At 66.1% G+C, this 22,991-nt stretch carries 19 protein-coding genes; 18 read left to right on the top strand and 1 reads right to left on the bottom strand.

Annotation, left to right across the window (positions count from 1 at the left end; all coding sequences use genetic code 11):
- Positions 1 to 29 precede the first annotated feature (29 nt).
- From AB6M95_RS07635 to AB6M95_RS07550, 18 genes are all read left to right on the top strand, one after another.
- On the top strand, positions 30 to 1,991 hold the full coding sequence (locus tag AB6M95_RS07635) for a penicillin-binding transpeptidase domain-containing protein (RefSeq protein ID WP_371386140.1): 1,962 nt from the start codon (positions 30 to 32) through the stop codon (positions 1,989 to 1,991).
- Complete coding sequence (locus AB6M95_RS07630) at positions 1,966 to 3,489, top strand: UDP-N-acetylmuramoyl-L-alanyl-D-glutamate--2,6-diaminopimelate ligase (RefSeq protein ID WP_371386139.1); 1,524 nt, start codon at positions 1,966 to 1,968, stop codon at positions 3,487 to 3,489. Before AB6M95_RS07635 ends, AB6M95_RS07630 begins: the two co-directional genes overlap by 26 nt.
- Positions 3,486 to 4,874, top strand: a complete 1,389-nt coding sequence (locus AB6M95_RS07625) for a UDP-N-acetylmuramoyl-tripeptide--D-alanyl-D-alanine ligase (protein ID WP_371386138.1) — start codon at positions 3,486 to 3,488, stop codon at positions 4,872 to 4,874. The genes AB6M95_RS07630 and AB6M95_RS07625 overlap by 4 nt, the downstream gene beginning before the upstream one ends.
- Entirely contained in the window at positions 4,871 to 5,947 is a 1,077-nt protein-coding gene (mraY, locus tag AB6M95_RS07620) for a phospho-N-acetylmuramoyl-pentapeptide-transferase (RefSeq protein WP_371386137.1), read from the top strand. The genes AB6M95_RS07625 and mraY overlap by 4 nt, the downstream gene beginning before the upstream one ends.
- A gap of 4 nt (positions 5,948 to 5,951) precedes the next feature.
- Entirely contained in the window at positions 5,952 to 7,256 is a 1,305-nt protein-coding gene (gene murD / locus AB6M95_RS07615) for a UDP-N-acetylmuramoyl-L-alanine--D-glutamate ligase (RefSeq protein WP_371386136.1), read from the top strand.
- Positions 7,249 to 8,370 carry a putative lipid II flippase FtsW gene (gene ftsW, locus AB6M95_RS07610; protein ID WP_371386135.1) on the top strand — a complete coding sequence of 374 codons (1,122 nt, stop codon included), beginning with the start codon at positions 7,249 to 7,251 and terminating at the stop codon, positions 8,368 to 8,370. The genes murD and ftsW overlap by 8 nt, the downstream gene beginning before the upstream one ends.
- Positions 8,371 to 8,372: 2 nt before the next feature.
- Positions 8,373 to 9,455 (top strand): undecaprenyldiphospho-muramoylpentapeptide beta-N-acetylglucosaminyltransferase, encoded by a 1,083-nt coding sequence (murG, locus tag AB6M95_RS07605; RefSeq protein ID WP_371386188.1) that lies wholly within the window; start codon positions 8,373 to 8,375, stop codon positions 9,453 to 9,455.
- 54 nt (positions 9,456 to 9,509) lie between these two features.
- The gene (gene murC, locus AB6M95_RS07600) at positions 9,510 to 10,922 is read left to right on the top strand and encodes a UDP-N-acetylmuramate--L-alanine ligase (protein ID WP_371386187.1); all 1,413 of its coding nucleotides are present in this window, start codon (positions 9,510 to 9,512) and stop codon (positions 10,920 to 10,922) included.
- Complete coding sequence (gene murB / locus AB6M95_RS07595) at positions 10,923 to 11,804, top strand: UDP-N-acetylmuramate dehydrogenase (RefSeq protein WP_371386134.1); 882 nt, start codon at positions 10,923 to 10,925, stop codon at positions 11,802 to 11,804. It begins immediately after the preceding gene.
- Positions 11,801 to 12,694 carry a cell division protein FtsQ/DivIB gene (locus tag AB6M95_RS07590; RefSeq protein ID WP_371386133.1) on the top strand — a complete coding sequence of 298 codons (894 nt, stop codon included), beginning with the start codon at positions 11,801 to 11,803 and terminating at the stop codon, positions 12,692 to 12,694. Before murB ends, AB6M95_RS07590 begins: the two co-directional genes overlap by 4 nt.
- Before the next feature lie 40 nt (positions 12,695 to 12,734).
- Positions 12,735 to 13,973, top strand: a complete 1,239-nt coding sequence (gene ftsA / locus AB6M95_RS07585) for a cell division protein FtsA (RefSeq protein ID WP_071544822.1) — start codon at positions 12,735 to 12,737, stop codon at positions 13,971 to 13,973.
- Positions 13,974 to 14,038: 65 nt separating this feature from the next.
- The gene (ftsZ, locus tag AB6M95_RS07580; RefSeq protein WP_371386132.1) at positions 14,039 to 15,304 is read left to right on the top strand and encodes a cell division protein FtsZ; all 1,266 of its coding nucleotides are present in this window, start codon (positions 14,039 to 14,041) and stop codon (positions 15,302 to 15,304) included.
- Between the two features lie 34 nt (positions 15,305 to 15,338).
- Positions 15,339 to 17,006 carry a radical SAM protein gene (locus AB6M95_RS07575; protein WP_371386186.1) on the top strand — a complete coding sequence of 556 codons (1,668 nt, stop codon included), beginning with the start codon at positions 15,339 to 15,341 and terminating at the stop codon, positions 17,004 to 17,006.
- A gap of 21 nt (positions 17,007 to 17,027) precedes the next feature.
- Positions 17,028 to 17,789 (top strand): substrate-binding periplasmic protein, encoded by a 762-nt coding sequence (locus AB6M95_RS07570; RefSeq protein WP_371386131.1) that lies wholly within the window; start codon positions 17,028 to 17,030, stop codon positions 17,787 to 17,789.
- 79 nt (positions 17,790 to 17,868) lie between these two features.
- Positions 17,869 to 18,276 carry a helix-turn-helix transcriptional regulator gene (locus AB6M95_RS07565; protein ID WP_371386130.1) on the top strand — a complete coding sequence of 136 codons (408 nt, stop codon included), beginning with the start codon at positions 17,869 to 17,871 and terminating at the stop codon, positions 18,274 to 18,276.
- Between the two features lie 2 nt (positions 18,277 to 18,278).
- Positions 18,279 to 19,529 carry a type II toxin-antitoxin system HipA family toxin gene (locus AB6M95_RS07560; RefSeq protein WP_371386129.1) on the top strand — a complete coding sequence of 417 codons (1,251 nt, stop codon included), beginning with the start codon at positions 18,279 to 18,281 and terminating at the stop codon, positions 19,527 to 19,529.
- An 84-nt stretch (positions 19,530 to 19,613) separates the two neighbouring features.
- A complete protein-coding gene (locus AB6M95_RS07555; protein ID WP_371386128.1) occupies positions 19,614 to 20,354 on the top strand; it encodes a dienelactone hydrolase family protein in 741 nt (246 codons plus the stop codon).
- Between the two features lie 68 nt (positions 20,355 to 20,422).
- Positions 20,423 to 21,127, top strand: a complete 705-nt coding sequence (locus AB6M95_RS07550; protein ID WP_371386127.1) for a M15 family metallopeptidase — start codon at positions 20,423 to 20,425, stop codon at positions 21,125 to 21,127.
- Between the two features lie 164 nt (positions 21,128 to 21,291).
- Here the strand turns inward: AB6M95_RS07550 and glyA are convergent, their stop codons facing one another.
- A complete protein-coding gene (gene glyA, locus AB6M95_RS07545; RefSeq protein WP_371386126.1) occupies positions 21,292 to 22,530 on the bottom strand; it encodes a serine hydroxymethyltransferase in 1,239 nt (412 codons plus the stop codon).
- Positions 22,531 to 22,991: the final 461 nt, after the last annotated feature.

The raw sequence follows: 22,991 nt of genomic DNA, 5'->3' as shown, positions 1-22,991 counted from the left end.
CGCCGCCATAGTGGGAAACAGGGAATACGATGGCACAGGACAAGACAAGGCGCACGGATCACAGCGGGATCAAGATGGGGTTCGTCATGGCCCTCTTCTCGATCGCGCTCGGTGCTCTGTGGGTGCGCACCGGATGGGTGCAGCTCCATGACGGCGACGACCTGGCCGATCAGGCCTCCAGGCAGAGCCGCGCCGCCGAATACGAATACGGCGAGCGGGGCCGCATCTTCGACCGCAACGGCGAGATGCTGGCCACGTCCGTGGAAGCCCAGTCCGTGTTCGCCCGTCCCCACGAGATCGAGAACATCGACGTGGCCGCCGACACCCTGTCCCGTGACCTCAAGCTCCCCCGCACCGAGGTCTACCGCAAGCTCAAGTCGCGCCGGAAATTCATCTGGATAAAACGGCAGGTCTCGGACCGCGAGGCCGCCGCCCTGAACCGGGCCGACCTCAAGGGCATCCGCCTGACCACGGAATATTCCCGCATCTATCCCAACGGGCATCTCGCCGGGCAGCTGCTCGGCTTCACCGACATCGATGGCCGGGGCCGCGAGGGCATCGAGCACGTCTTCGACAAGCTCCTCGCCCCGAGCAAGGCCGAGTTCGTGGTCCAGCGCGACGCCACGGGCCGCCATCTCTACCTGGACGCCCACGGCCGGGAGATCGACGTCAACGGCCAGGACGTGCAGCTGACCATCGACACCCACATCCAGCACGCCGCCGAGCAGGCCCTGGCCAATTCCATTTCCAAGTACGAGGCCAAGGCGGGCATCGTCCTGGTGGTCGACGTCAAGTCCGGCGACATCCTGGCCATGGCCAGCGAGCCCTTCTTCAACCCGAACACGGTGCGCTCGTCCAGGCCGTCCCATCGCCGCCTGCGGCCCCTGACCGACATCTACGAGCCCGGTTCGACCATGAAGCCGTTCCTGTTCGCCGCCGCGCTCCAGGAGGGGACCATCACCCCGGACACGCTGATCGACTGCGAGAACGGCCGCTGGAAGGTGGCCCGCCGGATCATCCGGGACACCCACCCGTCCAAATGGCTCCCGGCCCACAAGGTCCTGCGCTACTCCTCGAACATCGGTTCGGCCAAGATCGGCATGAACCTCGGCGCGGGCGTGTACTACGACTATTTGACCAAACTCGGTTTCGGTGAGAAGACCCACCTCGGCCTGCCCGGCGAGTCCTCGGGCATCCTCCGGCCTCCGGGGTCCTGGTCCACCGTGGACCTGGCCTGCATCAGCTTCGGCCAGTCCATCGGCGTGACCGCCGTGCAGCTGGCCCACGCCTTCCTCTGTCTGGCCAACCAGGGGGCCACCCGCGACCTGAATCTCATCCTGAGCCCCAGGGAAGCGCGCAAGAACGCCTCCATCCAGGTGTTCACCCCCGAGACCGCGGCCACGGTCCTGAAGATGATGGAAGAGGTCGTCCAGGAGGACGGCACGGGCCGCAGCGCGCGCATCGAGGGCATCACCATGGCGGGCAAGACCGGCACCGCCCAGAAGGCCTCCAAGGACGGGGGCTACGGCGACCAGTACCTGTCCTCCTTCGTGACCCTGGTCCCGGCCAAGGACCCGGAGCTGCTGGTCATCACCATGATCGACGAACCGCAGAAGGCCAACTACGGCTCCATGGTGGCCGCCCCGGTCTGCCGCGAGGTGACCGTGCGCACCCTGGCCTACCACGGCCAGCTGTCCGAGACTCTGCACGCCTCGGCCGGGGACAACGGCACCGTGGACGAACTGGCCGACGAACCGCTGACCGGGGCCGTGCCCGCGCCCGTGGCCCGGATCGACGACGGCAAGGTGCCGAACATCGAGGGCATGCCCGTGCGCCGGGCGCTCGAGACCCTGGTTCGGATGGGGATAGTCCCCGTGCTCAAGGGGCAGGGGATGACGGTCAAGCGCCAGGAGCCCGCGGCGGGGCAGCCCTGGCCCGGAAACCGCACCAAGGAGGGAGCGGATGATGTTTTTGTTCTCTGGCTCTCATAGCGAAAAGGAAAAGGTACGGGGCGTCATGGATTTCGAGACCCTGTTGGAAAAGGCGAAAAAAGGCCTGGTCGTGCGCACGGATTCACGCAAGATCCAGGACGGCGAGTGCTTCGTGGCCATGCCCGGCACGGCCGTGCGCGGCATCGACTACATCCCGGGCGCCATGGACAACGGCGCGCGCTACATCGTGGCCCCCGAGGCCGCCCGCGACCTGGTCGCCCCGGTGGTCGAGAAGCGCGCCGTGGCCGTGTACGTGAAGAATCCGGCCATCGCCCTGGGCGAACTGGCACGGGCGCACTTCCACGTCATGGACCGCGACCTCAAGCTGGTGGCCATCACCGGGACCAACGGCAAGACGACCACCTCCTACATCATCGAGCACCTGCTGGCCCGGAGCGGGCTCAAGGTGGGCGTGCTCGGCACGGTCAATTACCGCTGGCCCGGCTTCATGATGGACGCCCCCCTGACCACCCCGGACTGCTGGATGATCCACGAGCTGCTCTTCAACATGAAGAAGGCGGACGTGGACGTGGCCGTCATGGAGGTCTCCTCCCACGCGCTCGACCAGTACCGCGTGGCCGGGCTGGACTTCGACGCCGCCGTGTTCACCAACCTGACCCAGGACCACCTGGACTACCACGGCGACATGGAGACCTATTTCCGGGCGAAGGCCAAGCTCTTCGCCGAGTACCCGCGCCTGGACAAGGCGGGCGTGATCAATTTCAACGACCCGTACGGCCTGCGCCTGCTCAAGGAATGCGAGGGCGGCATCGGCTACGGCATCGGCGAGACCGACGCGGTCCGCGCCGAGGTCGGGGACAAGCCCCTGGTCCAGGGGCGCATCCTGTCCATGACCGGCCAGGGCATGGAGATCGAGACCTCCTTCAAGGGCAAGACCTGGGTGGTCCAGTCCCCGCTGGTGGGCTCGTTCAACGCCATGAACCTGCTGGCCGCCCAGGCCGTGGGGCTGCAGCTCGGCCTGAACTGCCGGGACATGCGCACGCTGTCCTCCTTCCCGGGCGTGCCCGGACGGCTGGAGCGGGTCATGAACGACCGGGACCTGGACATCTTCGTGGACTACGCCCACACCCCGGACGCCCTGGAGAACGTGCAGGAGACCCTCAAGGAACTGGATTTCAAGCGGCTGATCACCGTGTTCGGCTGCGGCGGCGACCGCGACCGGACCAAGCGCCCGCTCATGGCCGCGTCCGCGGCCCGCTACGCCGACGTGGCCGTCCTGACCTCGGACAACCCGCGCACCGAGGACCCGGCCGCGATCATGGACGACGCCCGCCCCGGACTGGCCGGGGCCAAGCGCGTCATGGAGAACCCCGACCGGGCCGAGGCCATCAGGATGGCCGTGGCCGAGATGGAGCCGGGCGACGCCCTGCTCATCGCGGGCAAGGGGCATGAGGACTACCAGATCATCGGCACCACCAAGCGCCACTTTTCGGACAGGGAAGCCGCGCTCAAGGCCATCGAGGAAGTGTATTCGTGAACCTGACCCTGGCTGAAATCGCACGCTGCCTCGGCACCCTGGCCGACGAGGGCTTCGAGAACACCGTGGTCACCGAGGTGAAGACGGACTCCCGCACCGTGGAACCCGGCGATCTCTTCTTCTGCATCGCGGGCGAGAATTACGACGGCCACGAGTTCGCGGCCCAGGCCGCCGCGAGCGGGGCCTGCGCCATCGTGGCCTCGCGCATGATCGACAAGCTCGACGCGCCGATCATCATGGTCCGCGACACCAAGGCCGCCCTGGGCAGGCTGGCCGCCTGCTGGCACGACACCTGCGGGGCGAAGCTGGTGGCCGTGACCGGCACGGCGGGCAAGACCACGGTCAAGGAAATGCTCCACGCCGTGGTCTCGCGCAAGTTCGCCACAGCCAAGAACTACCGCAATTTCAACAACCAGATCGGGCTGCCCGTATCCATGCTCAAGGCCTCGGCCGACCAGGAGCTGTGGATCATGGAGCTGGGCATCTCCCGCCTCGGCGACATGGAGGAGCTGGCCCCGGTGGCCAGCCCGGACCTGGCGATCATCACCAACGTGGGCCCCGGCCACCTGGAAGGCCTCGGCGACGAGGCGGGCGTGGCGAGCGCCAAAACGACCCTGCTGCGCTACCTGCGCCAGGGCGGCCGCGCCGTGATCGGCAAGGACTATCCCCTGCTCTGGAACGCGGCCCTGGAACTGGTGGACGCGCCCGTGGGCTTCTCGGGCCGGGACGACGCCGACACCGACTTTTTCGCCGTATTCCTCGGGGCCGCCTCCGACGGGCGGGGGCGCTTCCGACTGAGGACCCCGGACGGAGACGGCGAGCTGACCGCCCCGTTCCTCGGGGCGCACTATGCCGAAAACCTGGCCTGCGTGGCCGCGGCGGCCCACTGCCTGGGCCTGTCCCGGGACGACGTGGTCGAAGGGGTAAACGCCATGACTGCGGACCCGCAACGGTTCTGCTGCAAGATCGGCAAGGGCATCACGGTCATCGACGACACCTACAACGCCAACCCCCTGTCCATGGCCCAGTCCGTGCGCACCGCGCGGGAAATGGCCGGGGAAAAGCCCCTGGTCCTGGTGCTCGGCGACATGCGCGAACTCGGCAAGGAGGCCATGGCCCTCCACGAGGAGCTCGGCCGGGTCCTGCGCGAGGTCGCGCCCGCCATGGTCTTCTACAAGGGCGACCACTTCCTGGACGTGGAGCGCGGCTTCGGCGGGTACATGCGCGAGGCCGACAAACCCGAAGCGTTTCTGGAGGCGTGGCGCGAGCTGTGCATCACCGAGGGCGTGGTCCTGGTCAAGGGGTCCCGCTCCCTGAAGATGGAGCAGTTCGCCAACGTTCTCTGCCGGACGCTGGACGCCCGGGCCCAAGGAGGCGGGCTGTGATCTACAATCTGCTCGTCCCGCTCAGCACGGACGTCGGCGTCCTCAACGTCTTCCGGTACATCACCTTCCGTTCGGTCTGGGCGCTGCTGACCGCGCTGATCATCTCCATCCTGTTCGGACCGGCCATGATCCGCTGGCTGACCCGGATCAAGTGCGGCCAATACATCCGCGAGGACGGCCCCAAGCACCAGGCCAAGCAGGGCACCCCGACCATGGGCGGAATCATGATCCTGCTCTCCGTGGGCGTATCCACCCTGCTGTGGGCCGACCTGACCAACATCTACGTCTGGCTGACCCTGCTGGCCTTCTCCGGGTTCAGCGCCATCGGCTTCGCGGACGACTACATCAAGGTGGTCAAGCGGCGGAACAAGGGGCTGTCGGCCAAGGCCAAGTTCTCCCTGCAATGCCTGGTGGCGGCCACGGCCATCGCCCTGCTCATCAGCGAACCGGCCTACTCCACCCGGCTGTCCGTGCCGTTCTTCAAGAATTTCAACCCGGACCTCGGCTGGTTCTACCTGCCGTTCGCCCTGGTGGTCATGGTCGGCGCGTCCAACGCGGTCAACCTGACCGACGGCCTGGACGGGCTGGCCATCGGCCCCATGGTCGTGGCCATGGCCTGCTTCGCCATCTTCGTCTACGTGTCCGGGCACGCGACCATGGCCGAATACCTCCAGGTCCAGAACATCCAGGGCATCGGCGAAGTCACGGTCTTCTGCGGGGCCATGGTCGGCGCGGGGCTCGGCTTCTTGTGGTTCAACGCCCACCCGGCCCAGGTCTTCATGGGCGACGTGGGCTCGCTCGGCCTGGGCGGCGCGCTCGGCTTCGTGGCCGTGCTGGCCAAACAGGAACTGCTCCTGGCCATCGTCGGCGGCGTGTTCGTCTTCGAGACCCTGTCGGTCATCCTCCAGGTCGGCTACTTCAAGCTGACCGGGGGCAAGCGCATCTTCAAGATGGCCCCGCTGCACCACCATTTCGAACTCAAGGGCATCCCGGAATCCAAAATCATCGTCCGCTTCTGGATCCTGTCCATACTCATGGCCCTGATGGCCCTGTCCACGCTGAAACTGAGGTAGAGTCGTGAACCGTATCGTCCGCAACTTCATCAACGAGGCCATTCTCACCGGCAAACGGGCCGTGGTCGTCGGCACCGGCAAGTCCGGCCTGGCCGCCGCCCGGCTTTTGGACGTGCTCGGGGCGAAAGTGCGCGTGGTCGACCGCGACGAGGCGGTCACCGAGGACAAGCTCGGCCCGCTCAAGGGCAAAGCCGAACTGGTCACCGGCCCCCACGAGAAGGCGCACTTCGCGGACGCGGACATGATCGTCTTCTCCCCGGGCGTGGCGGTGCGCAAGCTCGCTCCGGTGCTCGAAGGCATCCCGACCCGCAACCTGGTCTCGGAGCTGGAGTTCGCCTCCTGGTTCATCGAGGCCCCGATCCTGGCCGTGACCGGGTCCAACGGCAAGACCACGACCACCACGCTGATCTCGCAGATCCTGGAGAAATCCGGCCGCCGCGTGTTCACCGGCGGGAACATCGGCGTGCCCCTGTGCGAATACCTCCTGGACATGGAGCCCGCCGAGATCATCGTGCTCGAGGTCTCCAGCTTCCAGCTGCAGAACTGCCGCCTGTTCAAGCCGCACGTCGGCGTGTTCCTGAATTTCTCGGCCAACCACCTGGACTACCACCAGGACCTGGACGAATACCTGGACGCCAAGCTGCACCTGTTCAGCCGGATGACCCTGGACGACACCGCCCTGCTGCACGAATCCCTGCACCCCCTGCTCGACGGCCGGACATTCACCAGCGCGCGCATCGAGTGGTTCGGCCCGACCAGCCGGTTCGAGGCCCCGTACCTCATGGGCGAGCACAACCGTTCCAACGTGGAGGCCGCCTGGCAGGCCGTGAAGCGGTTCGGGGTCACCGAGGAGCAGGCCGCCGAGGCCATCCGCGACTTCCGCCCCCTGCCCCACCGCATCGAGCCCGTGGCCGAGAAGAACGGGGTGCTCTACATCAACGACTCCAAGGCCACCACCCTGGACGCGGCCGAGGCCGCCGTGCACGCCTTCGACCGCCCGGTGCGCATCCTCATGGGCGGCGTGTGGAAGGGCGGCGATGTGGCCAAATTCGCCGAGGGCATCGAGGGCCGCGTGGCGGCGGTCGGGCTGTTCGGCGGCTCGCGCGACGTCCTGGAGCCGGAACTGGCCAGACATTTTTCCGTGACCTGGGACGAGACCCTGGAAGCGGCCGTCCGGCGGCAGACCGCCCTGGCCGCGCCGGGCGACGTGATCCTGCTCTCCCCGGCCACCTCGAGCTTCGACCAGTACAGGAACATGGCCGAACGCGGCGCGGACTTCAAACGCGCGGTGGAGGGGATCGATGGCTAGCGCGCTGAACGCCCAGAAAGGCGGCGAAAAGGGCCGCATGGACTACTGGCTGCTGACCGCCACCCTGATGCTGGCGGGCTTCGGCCTGATCATGGTCCTGTCCGCCTCGGGCATCATGGCCGAGCGCATCTACGGCGACACCTACTATTTCTTCAAACGCCAGCTGATGTTCACGGGCGCGGGCATCGTGGCCATGGTCGCCATCATCCAGATTCCCCGCAAGGCCATCTACTCCCTGACCTACTTCTGGGTGGGACTGGCCATCATCCTGCTCGCCCTGTGCGTCAGCCCGCTCGGGGCCAGCGTCAACGGGGCCAGCCGCTGGGTGCGCATCGGCCCGGTCAACGTCCAGCCCCTGGAATACGCCAAGGTGGCCCTGGTCCTGTACCTGGCCTACTTCTTCGCCCGCAAGCAGGACCTGGTCCGGACCTTCTCGGTGGGTTTTTTGCCGCCCTTCATGGTCACGGGCCTGTTGTGCGGCCTGCTCCTGCTCCAGCCGGACTTCGGCGGGGCCGTGGTCATGTGCGGCCTGCTCTTCTTCATGTGCCTGGCGGGCGGCACCCGGTTCAGCTACCTGTTCATCTCGCTCATCTTCGCGGGCGGCGCGGGCTGGATGCTCATTTCGTCCTCGCCCTACCGCTTCAAGCGCTGGACCGCCTTCCTGGACCCCTTCGCCTCGGCCCAGAACGAGGGCTACCAGCTGGTCCAGTCCCTGTACGCCTTCGGCTCGGGCAAGATCTTCGGCACCGGCATCGGCGCGGGCCAGCGCAAGCTCTTCTTCCTGCCCGAGGCGCACAACGACTTCATCATGGCCGTGGTCGGCGAGGAGCTCGGCTTCGTGGGCATGTCCCTGTTCTTCGTCCTGGTCGGGCTGTTCCTGTACCGGGCCTTCCGCGTGGCCATGCGGCTGGAGGACCTGCAGGACCGGTTCACGGCCTTCGGCACGACCCTGATCCTGGCGCTGGGCATGGTCCTGAACCTGGCCGTGGTGCTCGGCACCGTGCCGCCCAAGGGCGTGGCCATGCCGTTCATCTCCTACGGCGGCTCCTCGCTCACCGTGTCCTTCATCTGCGCGGGCATCCTGCTCAATCTCTCCCGGAGGGTGAAGGCATGAGCCTGAACCGCGTCGTACTGACCACCGGCGGCACCTGCGGCCACATCTTCCCGGCCCTGGCCGTGGCCACGGCCCTGCGCGAATACAACAAGGGCGTGCGCATCCTGTTCATGGGCGGCCCCGGCCCCGAGGGCGAGCTGGCCCGCAACCACGGCCTGGAGTTCCTGGAGCTGCCCGCCAGCGGCGTCATGGGCAAGGGCATCCCCGGCATGCTCTCCGGCCTGGGCTGGCTCGGCACGGGCATCCCCAAGGCGTTGTACGAGGTCTGGCGCTTCCGGCCCGAGGCGGTCATCGGCTTCGGCGGCTACGCGGGCTTCTGCCCGGTGCTGGCCGCGCGCATCCTGAACGTCCCCACGGCCGTGCACGAGCAGAACTCCGTGCCCGGCGTGACCAACAAGGTGCTCGGCAGGATGGTCAAACGGATTTTCCTGAGCTTCCCGGACACCATGGGCGTGTTCCCGGCCGACAAGACCTTCCTGACCGGCAACCCGGTGCGGCCCGAGATATTCAAGGCGGGCGAGCGGCGTCGCGGCCGGATCGCGGGCAAACGGCTGTTCGTCTTCGGCGGCGGCCAGGGGGCCCGGCCCATCAACGACGCGGTCATCGAGGCGTTGCCCAGGCTCATGGAGGCCGGGGTGGAGATCGTCCACCAGGCGGGCCGGATAGACTTTTCCCGCGTGCGCGCAGCCTATCAGGCGGCGGGCGCGGACCCGGCACAGGTCCGGGAATTCATCGACGACATGGGCGCCGAATACACGGCCTGCGACCTGGTGGTCTGCCGGTCCGGGGCGTCCACGGTCTTCGAAATCGCGGCGGCGGGGGCCCCGGCCATCTTCGTGCCCTTCCCCCAGGCCACCCACGATCATCAGACAATGAACGCGCGCGCCATGTCGGACATCGGCGCGGCCGTGCTGCTGCCCCAGTCGGGCTTGAGCGGCGCGGCCCTGGCCGACCGCGTGCTGGAACTGCTCGCCGACCGCGAGCGGCTCGAATCAATGGAAACAGCGGCCAAGGGCATGGCCAGGCAATACGCGGCGCGGGACATCGTGGCCGGGTTGACCGCCATGGCCGGGCAGGAGTTATAGAGTATGGCAGCACAGGGACCGTATCTCACCGTGGGCGGCGAGGCCTGCCCGGCCATGCGGGCCAGGGTGAACAACATCCACATGGTCGGCATCGGCGGCTCGGGCATGAACGGCATCGCCGAGGTGCTCATCAACATGGGCTTCAACATCACCGGCTCGGACCTGTCCGCGTCGGCGGCGGTGCGGCGGCTGGAAAAGCTCGGGGCCACGGTCTACATCGGCCACGGGGCCGACAACGTGGGCGAGGCCGACGTGCTCATCAAGTCCACGGCCATCCCGGACAAGAACCCGGAGCTGGTCGAAGCCCGCGAGCGCGGCATCCCGATCATCCCGCGCGCCGAGATGCTGGCCGAGCTCATGCGCCTGAAGACCGGCATCGCCGTGGCCGGAACCCACGGCAAGACGACCACCACCTCGCTCCTGGCGACCATCTTCACCGAGGCGGACCTGGACCCGACGGTCATCATCGGCGGTCGGCTGAACACCTACGGGGCCAACGCGCGCCTGGGCGAGGGCGACTACCTCATCGCCGAGGCGGACGAGTCGGACGGCTCCTTCCTGCGGCTCGCGCCGATCATCACCGTGGTCACGAACATCGACAAGGACCACATGGATTTCTACGACAACCAGGACGCCATCGACCTGTCGTTCATGCGCTTCATGAACTCCACCCCGTTCTACGGCATGAACGTGGTCTGCGGCGACGACGAGGGCGTGCAGCGGCTGCTCCCGCTGATCAAGCGCCCCTACCTGACCTACGGCCTGGGCAGGCAGAACAAGCTCAGGGGCGAGATCATCAGCTCCCACCTGCGCTCCCTGTTCAAGGTCTACTACGACGGCGAGGAGTGGGGCGAGGTCACCGTGGCCCAGCCCGGCACGCACAACGTGCTCAACGCCCTGGCCTGCATCGGCGTGGCCCTGGAGGTCGGCCTGGAAAAGGACGAGATCATCCAGGGGCTGGGCAACTTCGGCGGCGTGGGACGGCGCTTCGAGCGCAAGGGCGAGAGAAAGGGCGTCATCGTGGTCGACGACTACGGCCACCACCCGGCTGAGATCATGGCCAACCTGAAGACCGCCAAGGAATGCTACCCGGACCGGCGGCTGGTGGTCGCCTTCCAGCCCCACCGCTTCTCGCGCACCCAGGCGTTGTTCGGCGAGTTCTGCAAGGCCTTCGGCGACGCGGACATCCTCCTGCTGACCGAGATCTACCCGGCCTCGGAGTCGCCCATTCCCGGCGTGTCCGGCCTGTCGCTGGCCCAGGGCATCAAGCAGGTCTCGGAGACCAAGGTGCAGTTCTTCCCGGACTTCGAGTCCCTGGAGAAACGGCTCAAGGATATTTTGCGGCCCGGCGACCTGTTCATGACCCAGGGCGCGGGCTCCATCTGGAAGATCGGCGAGAACTGGCTCGAACAGGAAGACGAACCCGAAGACGGCCCGGAGAACGGCAACGGAGACGAGGAGCTGTAGATGCCGCTTGAACTGACCGCCAATCCCCTGCTCTGCGAGCGCACCACCCTGCGCCTCGGCGGCCCCGCCGTGGTCGAGGCGGTCGTGCGCGAGGAAGCCGACCTGGACGAGCTCTCGGCCTTCCTGACCAGGGAAACCCTGCCGCCGTTCGTCATCGGCGCGGGCAGCAACCTGCTGGCCGGGGACGATCCCCTGGAGCTGGCCCTGGTCCGCGTGGCCGACTGCCCCGGCCCCGAGCGCGTGGAGCGCGACGGCTCGGCCATCATCGTCCGCTGCGGCGCGGGGCTGAGGCTGCCCGGCCTGCTCGGCTGGGCGCAGAAGGCGGGCTTCTCCGGCCTGGAGGGCATGACCGGCATCCCCGGCACCGTGGGCGGCGCCGTGGCCATGAACGCGGGCTCCTACGGCGTGGAGATCGGCGACCTAGTCACCCGCGTGCGGATATGGTCCCCGTCGGGCGGCCTCGCCTGGCTGGACCGCAACCAGTGTATTTTCGACTACCGCCACTTCTCCCCCGTGAAGCTGCCGGGCAAGTGCCTGGTCTGGGAAGTTGAGCTGGCCCTCAGGGAGTCCGACCCCAAGGGGGTGCGCCATTCCATGCACGACGTCTACGAAAAGAAGAAGGCCGCCCAGCCGGTCACGGCCCGGACCGCGGGCTGCGTGTTCAAGAACCCGCCAGAGGAAAGCGCGGGCAGGCTCCTGGACAAGGCGGGCATGAAGGGCGTGCGCCTGGGGCACATGGCCTTCTCGGACGTGCACGCGAATTTCCTCGTCAACCTGGGCGGCGGCAAGGCCGCCGACGCGCTCGAACTCATGGCCTTGGGCCGCGAGCGGGTCATGGACCAATTCGGCATAACTCTCGAACCGGAGGTCATCGTACTGTGAGCACCCTGACCATGGGCAAACAGAGCCGCCTGAACATCGGCGGAAAGCGCGCCGCCCGCGGCAACACCCGCAAGCGCAGAAAAACCGCCAACCCCCTGCTGGCGCGCGAGTCCTCCACGCGCAGGCTGGTGGGAGCGGGCCAATTCATCGTCCGCATGGTCATGCTCAGCCTGGTGCTGTCCATGGTGGCCGTGCTCGGCGTGGGGCTGCTCTACGGGTACCGCTACATCACCGCCCACCCCTATTTCGACCTCCAGGACATCCGCGTGGCGGGCAACGACCGGCTGAGCTACGAGGACATCCTCAAGACCGCCCAGGTCGATCTCGGCCTCAACTGCCTGGACATGAACGTGGGCGAGGTCAAGAACCGGCTCGACGCCAACCCCTGGATCGACTCCGTGACCGTGCGCCGCGAACTGCCCAACCGGCTGCTGATCGACGTGCGCGAGAAAGTCCCGGCCTTCTGGGTGCGCCAGGGCGCCGGGTTGTATTTCGCGGACGCCCAGGGCCGGGTCATCGCGCCCATGCACCCCGGCGAGCAGGCCTCCCTGCCCATCCTGAGCGTGGCCGACGACCTGCCCGGAGGCTCCGAGGTCCTGACCGGCATCCTCAAGAAGATGGCCGACCAGGAGACCCCCTTCACCCAGGCCCAGACGGCCTGGATCAAGCTGACCAGCGCCCACGAACTGGAAATCTACCTGGACGGCGCGGCGGGCGGCAAGGGGCTGATCGTGAAGCTGTCCATGGACCGCTGGGAGGTCCAGCTGGAGCGGCTCAAGGTGGTCTGGCGCGACCTCATGCGCCGCAACGAATTCGACGACGCGGCCATTATCGCGGCCAGCGGCGACAAGATCTGGATACAGAAGCGCCAGAACCCGGCAGCGGGTTAGCGCCCGACAATATCTCACAGGGAACAACACAGGAGTCAGTATGGCTAGAAACGATCTCATAGTGGGCCTGGACGTGGGCACCACCAAGATATGCACCGTGGTCGGCGAGGCCACGGACAACGGCGTCGACATCATCGGCATCGGCACCGCCCCCTCCACGGGGCTGCGCCGGGGGGTGGTCGTCAACATCGAGAAGACCGTCCAGTGCATCAAGAAATCCCTGGAGGACGCCGAACTCATGGCGGGGTGCGACATCCGCACCGTCTACGCGGGCATCGCGGGCAGCCACATCCAGGGCTTCAACTCCCACGGCGTCATCGCGGTCAAGGGCGGCGAAGTGACCCAACGCGACGTGGACCGGGTCATCGAGGCGGCCAAGGCCATCGCCATCCCCATGGACCGCGAGGTGCTGCACACCCTGCCCCAGGAATTCATCGTCGACGACCAGCGCGGCATCGCCGATCCGCTGGGCATGGCCGGAGTCCGGCTGGAAGTGAAGGTCCACATCGTCACCGGTGCGGTGACCTCGGCCCAGAACATCATCCGCTCCTGCAACCGGTCCGGCCTGGACGTGTCCAACATCGTCCTGGAGTCCCTGGCCTCCTCCAAGGCCGTGCTCTCGGCCGAGGAGCGCGAGATCGGCGTGGCCCTGGTGGACATCGGCGGCGGGACCACGGACATCGCGGTCTTCTCCAAGGACTCCATCAAGCACACCAGCGTGCTGGCGCTGGGCGGCCACAACCTGACCAACGACATCGCCTACGGCCTGCGCACGCCGATGATGTCCGCCGAGAAGATCAAGATGGACTACGGCTGCGCCATGGCCGACCTGGTCACCTCCGAGGAGATCATCGAGGTCCCGAGCGTGGGCGGCCGCGAGTCGCGCAAGATGAGCAAGCGCGTGCTGGCCGAGATCTGCGAGCCGCGCTGCGAGGAAATCCTCGCCCTGGTGGACCAGGAGCTGATCAAGTCCGGGTTCAAGAACATGATCGCCGCGGGCGTGGTCCTGACCGGCGGCACCGTGCTCATCGACGGCATGCAGGAACTGGCCGAACAGATTTTCGACCTGCCGGTGCGCATCGGCTTTCCGGCCGAGGGCATCGGCGGCCTGGCCGAGGAGGTCAGGAGCCCCAAGTACGCCACGGCCGTGGGGCTGCTGCTCCACGGGGCCGAAGAGGAAGGCCTGCACAACAAGGTCCGGCCCTTCAAGATCCGCGACGACTCCGGTTTCGACCGCATCGTCGGCAGGATGAAGAAGTGGTTCTCGGACATCGCTTAAACGAGGAATGACTTTGAGGATACAGGGAAACGCTCAACAGGGAACAAACTGAGGAGGACATTGAAATGGAATATTTCGAGATCGAACATGAATCCAACGCCAAAATCAAGGTCGTGGGTTGTGGCGGAGGCGGCGGAAACGCGGTCAACAACATGATCCAGTCCGCGCTCAAGGGCGTGAAGTTCATCGTCGCCAACACCGACAGCCAGGACATCCACAAGTCCCTGGCCGAACACAAGATCCAGATCGGCGAGAAGCTGACCAAGGGGCTCGGCGCAGGCGCCAACCCCGAGATCGGCCGGTCCGCCGCCATGGAGTCCATGGACCAGATCCGCGAGGCCCTGGACGGCTCGGACATGGTCTTCATCACCGCCGGCATGGGCGGCGGCACGGGCACCGGCTCCGCCCCGGTGGTGGCCCAGGTGGCCAAGGAACTGGGCGCGCTGACCGTCGGCGTCGTGACCAAGCCCTTCTACTTCGAGGGCAAACGCCGCCTGGAACAGGCCGAAGAGGGCACCCGCGCCCTGGCCGACGTGGTCGACTCCATCATCACCATCCCCAACGACCGCCTGCTCCAGCTGGCCGCCAAGAAGGCGTCCTTCTCGGACATGCTCAAGAAGGCCGATGAGGTCCTGTACTACGCGGTCAAGGGCATCGCCGACCTGATCACCGTGCACGGCCTGATCAACCTGGACTTCGCCGACGTCAAGGCGGCCATGTCCAACTCCGGCATGGCGCTGATGGGCACCGGCATCGCCTCGGGCGAGTCCCGGGCCAAGGAAGCGGCCATGAAGGCCATCACCTCCCCGCTGCTCGAGGACGTGTCCATCGAGGGCGCCAAGGGCGTGCTGATCAACATCACCTGCGGCCCGGACATGCTCATCGACGAGGTCTCCGAAGCCGCCGACATCATCTACAAGGAAGCCCACGACGACGCCGAGATCTTCTTCGGAACGGTCTTCGACCCGGACGCGGGCGACGAAATGCGCATCACCGTCATCGCCACGGGCATCGAGCCCGCCATGGAAGAGCCCGAACCGGGCCTGTCCAAGGCCGAACAGCAGAAGCTGCTGTTGCTCGGACCCCGCGGCGTGAACAAGACCGTCGAACAGCCGCGCCGCGCCGGGCACCAGCGGGTCCTGAACACGGACCGCAACATCCCGGCCTACCTGCGCAAGGCGGGCGGCGAACTGAACACCACGGACCTGCCCTCCCGGCAGGTCGGCCAGCGCGTCGTGGGCGGCAATCTGCCGGGCCCCGGCGAAGAGGAGTTCATCTTCGAGGAAGACAACCTCGACGTTCCCGCGTTCATCCGCAAGAACGTGGACTAGACGCGATATGCGGCGCGTGTAAGGGGGTGCCCTCATCGGTACCCGTACCCTGTATCATGGCGTGTCGGAGCCACCTGCTCCCGACCTCGGAGGACGGCTGCCCGTGGCGCTGGCCGTCCCCGGAGGCGATAAGGCGGCCCTGTCCGCGCTCGGCTGGCAGTCCGTGTATCGGGCCCTGGCCGAAGCGCCCGGACTGGCCGTGGAGCGGGTCTTTCCCGACAAGCTCGGCACCACCGAGGGTCTTGATCCCCGAACGCGCGAATCAAACAGCCCACTATCCTCATTCCCTGTAATAGCCTGGAGCATCACGTTCGAGGAGGATTTCCTCAGCCTTCCTCGAACGCTCCTGGCAGCGGGCGTTCCGCCGCTTGCGGCGGAACGCCCATCTCTTCCCCTGGTCGTGGCCGGAGGCCCGGTGGCCTTTCTCAACCCCGCGCCCATCGCCCCGTTCGTGGACTGCTTCTGGGTGGGCGAGGCGGACGACCGCTTTCTCCTCTTTTTCGACACCCTGCGCCGACTGGTCTTTGACGGCGCGGACAAGGAAGCCATCCTCGACGCGGTCAAAGACATGGACGGCGTGTACGCGCCGGGCCGCTCCAGGACACCGGTCAAACGGATCACCTCGGGCGGCCAGGGCCCCCTGACCGACCCCGCCTTCTCCTGCTTCATCTCGGGCCGGGCCGCCTTCCGCGACACCCTGCTGCTCGAGGTCAACCGGGGCTGCCCCTACGGCTGCCGGTTCTGCGCGGCGGGATACATCTACCGCCCCCCGCGCCACGCCGAACTCGACGAACTCAAGCGCATCGTGGAGCTGGCCGACCCGCCCAAGGTGGGGCTGGTGGGCACGGCCCTGACCGACTGGCCGGAGCTGCTCCCGTTCCTCAAGTGGCTGCACGAACGCAAAAAGAAATTTTCGCTCTCCTCCATGCGCGCGGACGGCATCACCGAGGAGCTGCTGGTCTACCTGCGCGAACGTGGCATCCGGACCATCACCCTGGCCCTGGAAGGGGCCAGCGAGCGGCTGCGGCGGATGATGAGCAAGAAGCTCGATCCCAAGGACTTTCTGAACGCGGTCCGGCTGTGCGCCCGGTACGGCGTGAACCACCTCAAGATCTACATGATCGCGGGCTGGCCCGGCGAGACCGACGAGGATTACGCCGAACTGGCCGAATTCCTGGCCGAGATCGTGCGCATCCGCGGCGAAGAGCCCGGCGGGCGCAAGAAGCAGTTCATGCGCATCACCATCGGAGTCAGCTCGCTGGTGCCCAAGCCGTTCACCCCGTTCCAGTGGGCCCCGATGCTGTCCGAGGACGCCCTCAACGCGCGCATGAAGAGCCTGGAGAAGCTGGCCAAGCCGTACAAGGGCGTGACCCTGCAGCACGACGACCCGTTCCAGGCCCGGCTCCAGGGGCTGCTGGCGCGCGGCGGCGAGGAACTGGCCGAGTTCATCCTTCTGGCCGCCGAGCACGGCGGCTGGAAAAAGGCGCTTAAATTGTGGGACGGCGACCCCGCCGTGATTCTGGACCGCGAGCGCGGACAGGACGAGCCCTTCCCCTGGGAGGTCGTGGATATCGGCGTCCGGCGCGAATACATGTGGAAGGAATGGGAACGCGCCAAGGCCGCCAAGGTCAGCCCGGGCTGCTCGGCCCGTGGATGCGGGCAGTGCGCGGGCTGCGGCATGGAAACACCACCAGGACCATAGGCCCGGACAAGGACACGACGCATGCGCCCCTTCACACTGCTCCTCGCCCTCCTCACCCTCCTCGCCGCCCAGCTCCCCGCTCCGCCCGCTCATGCCGCCGACCCCATCGTCATCTTCGGCAACGACAGCAAACCGCCCAAGTCCTGGATGGAGGACGGCTGCGCCAAGGGAATCCTGGTGGACATCCTGCACGAGATCGAGGCGCGCTCCGGCCTGGTCTTCGACATCCGGCTCATGCCCTGGAAACGGGCCTACCTGAGCGCCCTGGACGACCGGGGCGGCATCTTCGGTCTGTCCAAGAACAGGCAACGCCTGTCCCTGTTCGACTTCTCCGACGTCATGTACGTGGACGAGATGCGCCTGGTGGTGCTCAAGGGACGCGAGTTCGCCTACCGCTCGGTGGAGGACCTCAAGGGCAAGACCCTGGGCGTCACGCGCGGGGCCTCCTACGGCGACGAGTACGATCGGGCCAAGGGCAGGATATTCGTTCCCAGCGAGGACTCCGGCGCGGTCTCCCGGCTGCGCATGCTCCTGGTCGGGCGCATCGACGCGGCCCTGATCGGCCCCGGCCGGACCTCGGTCCGCACGGCCATCACCCGGGACAACACGCTCATGGAAAACCGCGACCAGTTCGTCATCCTGGACACGCCCTTTGTCCGCGACGACAACTACATCGGCTTCACCCAGAGCATGGCCCGGCGGGAAACCCTGCAAAGAATCAACCGGGTGCTGCGCGCAATGCGCCGGGACGGCACCATCCGCCGGATCGAGGCCCGGTACTGAAGAACGTTGACGTCTTACCGTACGGTAATTTGACTTGACTTTTACCGTTCAGCATCTATCTTACCGTACGGGAGGTAAAATGTCCGAGTCGATTAGCAACACCAGTATTCCCACCCAGGAAGAAATCGAAGCCAAGGCCCGCAATCTTTTCAACGACGAAACGCCCAAGAGCGAATCATCTGTTGCCAAGGGAGCGCTGGCCTTGGGTGGCCTCTTGATGGGCGGCGTCGTTCTCAACGCCTTGCTTTCTTCGCCTGAAAAACGATTCACTTCACGTACCGCCGCCACTGCAAGGGATATCGGCGAAGCCATCCGGCTCCGGCGGAAGGATTTGGGCATGACGCAAAAGGAGCTGGCCGACGCAAGCGGTACAGGCGAACGGTTCGTCGGCGAGATTGAACGAGGCAAGGAAACCGCCGAGGTTGGTAAGGTATTCGACCTGCTCCATGCCCTTGGCCTGGAAACCAGGATCACGGTTCGAGGCTAGGCATGGAACAGCAACTGGGAGTCTGGTTCGATGGTCGGCTCGTCGGCGCCATCTCCAGGGAAGGCAAGTCCCGGCTGGCGTTTGCCTATGGAAAGGACTGGCTCAAGTCCGGCTTCCCCCTCTCCATCAGCCTTCCCCTGAGGTCGGAGCCCTTCGACGATGAGAGCACACGCTCGTTCTTCGACAATCTTCTCCCCGAAGAGGGAATCCGAGCCAACGTCTCGAAACAGGTGCATATTTCCGAAAAGAATGTGTTTGGCCTGCTGGAGACATTAGGTGGCGAGTGCGCGGGGGCCTTGTCCATCCTGCCCGAGAACGAACACCCGGCATTGCGGCCCGAATACAATCCAGTCTCCAATGCGAAACTGGGGGAACTGATCGCTCTCCTGCCCAAACGCCCGCTCCTGGCCGGCGAGGACGGGGTGCGCCTTTCCCTGGCGGGTGCGCAGAACAAATTGCCCGTTGCCGTTTTCGATGGAGCGTTTTCCATCCCTCTCAATGGCTCCCCGAGTACACACATCCTCAAGCCGCCCATCGACGACCTGCCCGAGACCGTCGAAAACGAAACCTTCTGCATGAGTTTGGCCCGATTGGCAAACCTCACCGTTCCCAATGTGCTCATCACAGACACCATACCGAGGGGGTACCTGGTGGCCAGGTACGACCGGATGATCGAAGGGGGAGGCATCCGGCGCATCCATCAGGAGGACTTCTGCCAAGCCATGGGACTGCCTGTAGCCCTGAAGTACCAAAACGAGGGCGGCCCCGGACCAGAGGATTGTTTCGCTCTGCTCGACCATTGCGCCGACCCGCAGGCCGACCGGGAACAATTGTTCAAGCTCTTCGTCTACAACTTCCTGATCGGCAACACGGACGCCCACGCCAAGAACCTTTCCCTGCTCTATCCCGACCCGCCCAGGCCTGTCCTTGCCCCATTTTATGACTTGCTCTGCACCCAAGTATACGTTGATTACGGCCTGAGCACGAAAAACGCCATGAAGATCGGCGGGCAATACTATCCGAAATTCGTCATGAAGCGGCACTGGCTGCGTCTGGCGGAACAAGCCGGGCTCACCCCGGTCGCAGGACTGAATGTGGTCATCCAGATGGCCAACCTGCTCAAGATGGCCGCCCCCATAGTAGGGACGGAATTCGCCAAGCGGTACGGCAAGTCGCGAATCGTGCCCGCCATCGTGGAGTTCGTCGTTGGCCGGTGCGATCAGACCCTTGACCGCATGGCTACCACAGACTGATCGCCCTCCCCTTTTTCTCGCCCTATACGCCACACCTGTGGTATTCTCCAGGCATTGAACTCTAGCCAAACCAAGGAGCATGCCATGAAGAAATCACTCATCATATTGTCATTGTTGCTGCTTCCGTACACCGCCATGGCGGCGGACGGGCGGACGGTGGACTACGAAATCAACGGGGAGCCCTTCGAGGGATATTACATCAGCCCGGCCGCCAAAGCCCCGCTGGTCTTCCTGGTCCACGACTGGGACGGGCTGACCGACTATGAAGTGAAGCGCGCCGGAATGCTCGCCGACCTGGGCTACGCCGTGTTCGCCGTGGACCTGTTCGGCAAGGGCGTGCGGCCCACCAGGATCGAGGACAAGAAGCGGCTGACCGGCGAGCTGTACGCCGACCGGCAGATGATGCGCACGCGGCTCATGGCCGGAATGAACAAGGCCGCCGACCTGGGGGCCAACCTGTCCGACGCCGTGGCCATGGGCTACTGCTTCGGCGGCACGGCGGTCCTGGAGCTGGCCCGGTCCGGGGTGAACCTCAAGGCCTTCGTGACCTTCCACGGCGGCCTGGCCACGCCCGAGGGCCAGGACTACAAGGCCGCCAAGGGGTTCATACTGGTCTTCCACGGCTCGGCGGACCAGTCCGTGCCCATGAGTCAGTTCGCGGCCCTGGCCGAACAGCTGGAGGCCACGGGCATCCCCCACGAGATGACCACCTACGGCGGCGCGCCCCACGCCTTCACCGTGTGGGGCACGGAGCGCTACCGCAAGGACGCGGACGAGAAGTCCTGGGCGCGGTTCACGCAGTTCCTGGGCCAGACCCTGAAGTAACCACGCAGCGGGGGAGCCGCCCGGCTCCCCCGCTGGATTTGCGCGGCAAAAGGGGCTAGAAGACGGCCATGAAACACATCCGTCCCGCCCCGCTCGTTCTTCCCTTCGTCCACGCCGTCCTCTTCGCATGCCTGCTGCTCGCGGCCCCGGCCCTGGCCGAAGGGCAGCCCGATGGGTTCGTCACGCTTAACGAGTTCCTTCCGGGCGCGGTCTACGACGTGAAGTACTACACCGGAGACAACTTCGTGGGCGCGCGGGTGGACGGCTATCACGCGCCCAAGGTCCTGGCCACCGTGGAAGCGGCCACGGCCCTGAAGGCGGTCCAGGCGGACGTGGCCCGGTTCGGCCTGTCCCTCAAATTCTTCGACGGCTACCGCCCGCAGATGGCCGTGGACCACTTCGTGCGCTGGGCCGCCGACCTCAAGGACACGCGCACCAAGGCCGCGCACTACCCGGACGTGGACAAGCGCAACCTGTTCCGCGACGGGTACATCGCGGCGCGGTCCGGCCACTCGCGCGGCTCCACCGTGGACCTGACCCTGGTGGACAGGGCCACGGGCAAGGAGCTCGACATGGGCACCCCGTTCGACTTCTTCGGCCCGGAATCCTGGCCCGAGGCCGCCGGTTTCCCGCCTCAGGTCCGGGCCAACCGCGCCCTGCTCCGCGCCGTCATGGTCGGCCACGGCTTCAAGCCCTACGAGGCCGAATGGTGGCACTTCACCCTCCGCGACGAACCCTACCCCGAAACCTACTTCGATTTCCCGGTGGAATAAGCCCATCTCCCGCTCCCCCCGCGAAGCGGCGCCAAAAAGTTCTGGAGGGGGAGTCCAGAGGGGGGAACCTCTTTCAAGAGGTTCCCCCTCTGGCTGCCGGAGGCAAAAAAAGCCCCGGTCCGCACATGCGGGCCGGGGCTTTGTAAAGGCGTATCGAACGCGGCCTACCAGGCGAAGAGCGGGAATTCGCGGGCGAACTCCTCCACTTCCTCGGCGATGTTGGCCAGGGTCTGGTCGTCGTTCATGTTGTCGAGCGCGGCCACGATGGCTTCGGCGACCACGATCATGTCCTCTTCGATCATGCCGCGGGTGGTCAGGGCCGGGGTGCCCAGACGCACGCCCGAGGTCTGGAACGGGGACTTGGTCTCGAACGGGATGGTGTTCTTGTTGGCGGTGATGCCCGCCTTGTCCAGGGCGATCTGGGCGTCCTTGCCGGTGTAGTCCTTGTCGGACAGGTCGAGCAGCATCATGTGGTTGTCGGTGCCGCCGGAGACCAGCTTGTAGCCCGCCTCGGTCAGGGAGGCGGCCAGCTGCTTGGCGTTCTTGACCACCTGCTGCTGGTACTCCACGAAGCCGGGGGACAGGGCCTCGCCGAAGGCCACGGCCTTGGCCGCGATGACGTGCATCAGCGGGCCGCCCTGGATGCCGGGGAAGATGTTGGAGTTCAGTTCCTGCTCCAGGTCGTCGGTGCTCAGGATCATGCCGCCGCGCGGGCCGCGCAGGGTCTTGTGGGTCGTGGTCGTGGTGTAGTGGGCGTATTCGATGCAGGAGGGATGCTCGCCCGCGGCGATCAGGCCCGCGATGTGGGCCATGTCGACCATCAGCTTGGCTCCGACCTCGTCCGCGATGGCGCGAAAGCGGGCGAAATCGATGATGCGCGGGTAGGCGGACGCGCCCGCGATGATCATGGTCGGCTTGTGCTCCTTGGCCAGGGCCTCGACCGCGTCGTAGTCGATGGTCTGGGTGTCCTTGTCCACGCCGTAGTGCACCATGTTGAAGAGCTTGCCCGAAAAGTTGACCGGGGAGCCGTGGGTCAGGTGGCCGCCGTGGGACAGGTCCATGCCGAGCACGGTGTCGCCGGGCTGGCAGGCCGCGAAATACACGGCCATGTTGGCTTGGGAGCCGGAGTGCGGCTGGACGTTGGCGTAGGTCGCGCCGAACAGCTCCTTGGCGCGCTCGCGGGCCAGGTCCTCGACCTCGTCCACGAACTCGCAGCCGCCGTACCAGCGCTTGCCCGGATAGCCTTCGGCGTATTTATGGGTCATGACCGAGCCCTGGGCCTGGCGCACGGCGGTGGACACGAAGTTCTCGCTGGCGATGAGCTCCAGCTTGGAGACCTGACGGTCGATTTCGTCGGCAATGGCGGTGGCGACCGCCGGGTCCTGGATAAACAGCTCTTCCATGGTGATATCCTCTGTGGGTAAAATGTGGATGCGAATGGCTTCCCAGCCCAAGCGGGGAGTTTGGCGATCCACGCGCCACCTCGACGGTCACGGCTTTTTCACCGCTCCCGGCAGGCGCTCCCGCCGTGCCCCGTGCACTGGAGATCCGTCCTTATATCAATACGGAACACTCGTTCAAGCTGTCCCGGTTGTGCCATGGGGAGGCGGATGCCTCCGGCGGCCAGGGCGCTGCCCTGGACCCGCTCAAGAACCTTTTGGAAAAGGTTCTTAAGAATCTCCAAAACTTTTTATCGCCGCTTCGCGGGGTGCGGCGCTAACCTTCACGCCCGCCCCTTGTATCCGGCATGTGGACGATAAGGCAAGACCGTTTGCCCCATTAATCCGAATTTCCTTCTCCCCCGCTCTCCGCGAAGCGCACAAAAAGTTTAGGAGGGAAAGGGGGATGGGGGTCCGGGGGAAGG

The organism is Pseudodesulfovibrio karagichevae (assembly GCF_041414475.1).
Lineage (GTDB): Bacteria > Desulfobacterota > Desulfovibrionia > Desulfovibrionales > Desulfovibrionaceae > Pseudodesulfovibrio > Pseudodesulfovibrio karagichevae.
This window is presented reverse-complemented; position numbering and strand designations above follow the sequence as displayed.

Excerpts from the sequence above, each read along its gene's own strand:
- AB6M95_RS07635 (WP_371386140.1), top strand. The coding sequence starts at position 30 with ATGGCACAGGACAAGACAAGGCGCACGGATCACAGCGGGATCAAGATG.
- AB6M95_RS07630 (WP_371386139.1), top strand. The coding sequence starts at position 1,966 with ATGTTTTTGTTCTCTGGCTCTCATAGCGAAAAGGAAAAGGTACGGGGC.
- ftsW (WP_371386135.1), top strand. The coding sequence starts at position 7,249 with ATGGCTAGCGCGCTGAACGCCCAGAAAGGCGGCGAAAAGGGCCGCATG.
- murC (WP_371386187.1), top strand. The coding sequence starts at position 9,510 with ATGCGGGCCAGGGTGAACAACATCCACATGGTCGGCATCGGCGGCTCG.
- murB (WP_371386134.1), top strand. The coding sequence starts at position 10,923 with ATGCCGCTTGAACTGACCGCCAATCCCCTGCTCTGCGAGCGCACCACC.
- ftsA (WP_071544822.1), top strand. The coding sequence starts at position 12,735 with ATGGCTAGAAACGATCTCATAGTGGGCCTGGACGTGGGCACCACCAAG.
- ftsZ (WP_371386132.1), top strand. The coding sequence starts at position 14,039 with ATGGAATATTTCGAGATCGAACATGAATCCAACGCCAAAATCAAGGTC.
- AB6M95_RS07570 (WP_371386131.1), top strand. The coding sequence starts at position 17,028 with ATGCGCCCCTTCACACTGCTCCTCGCCCTCCTCACCCTCCTCGCCGCC.
- AB6M95_RS07565 (WP_371386130.1), top strand. The coding sequence starts at position 17,869 with ATGTCCGAGTCGATTAGCAACACCAGTATTCCCACCCAGGAAGAAATC.
- AB6M95_RS07560 (WP_371386129.1), top strand. The coding sequence starts at position 18,279 with ATGGAACAGCAACTGGGAGTCTGGTTCGATGGTCGGCTCGTCGGCGCC.
- AB6M95_RS07555 (WP_371386128.1), top strand. The coding sequence starts at position 19,614 with ATGAAGAAATCACTCATCATATTGTCATTGTTGCTGCTTCCGTACACC.
- AB6M95_RS07550 (WP_371386127.1), top strand. The coding sequence starts at position 20,423 with ATGAAACACATCCGTCCCGCCCCGCTCGTTCTTCCCTTCGTCCACGCC.
- glyA (WP_371386126.1), bottom strand. The coding sequence starts at position 22,530 with ATGGAAGAGCTGTTTATCCAGGACCCGGCGGTCGCCACCGCCATTGCC.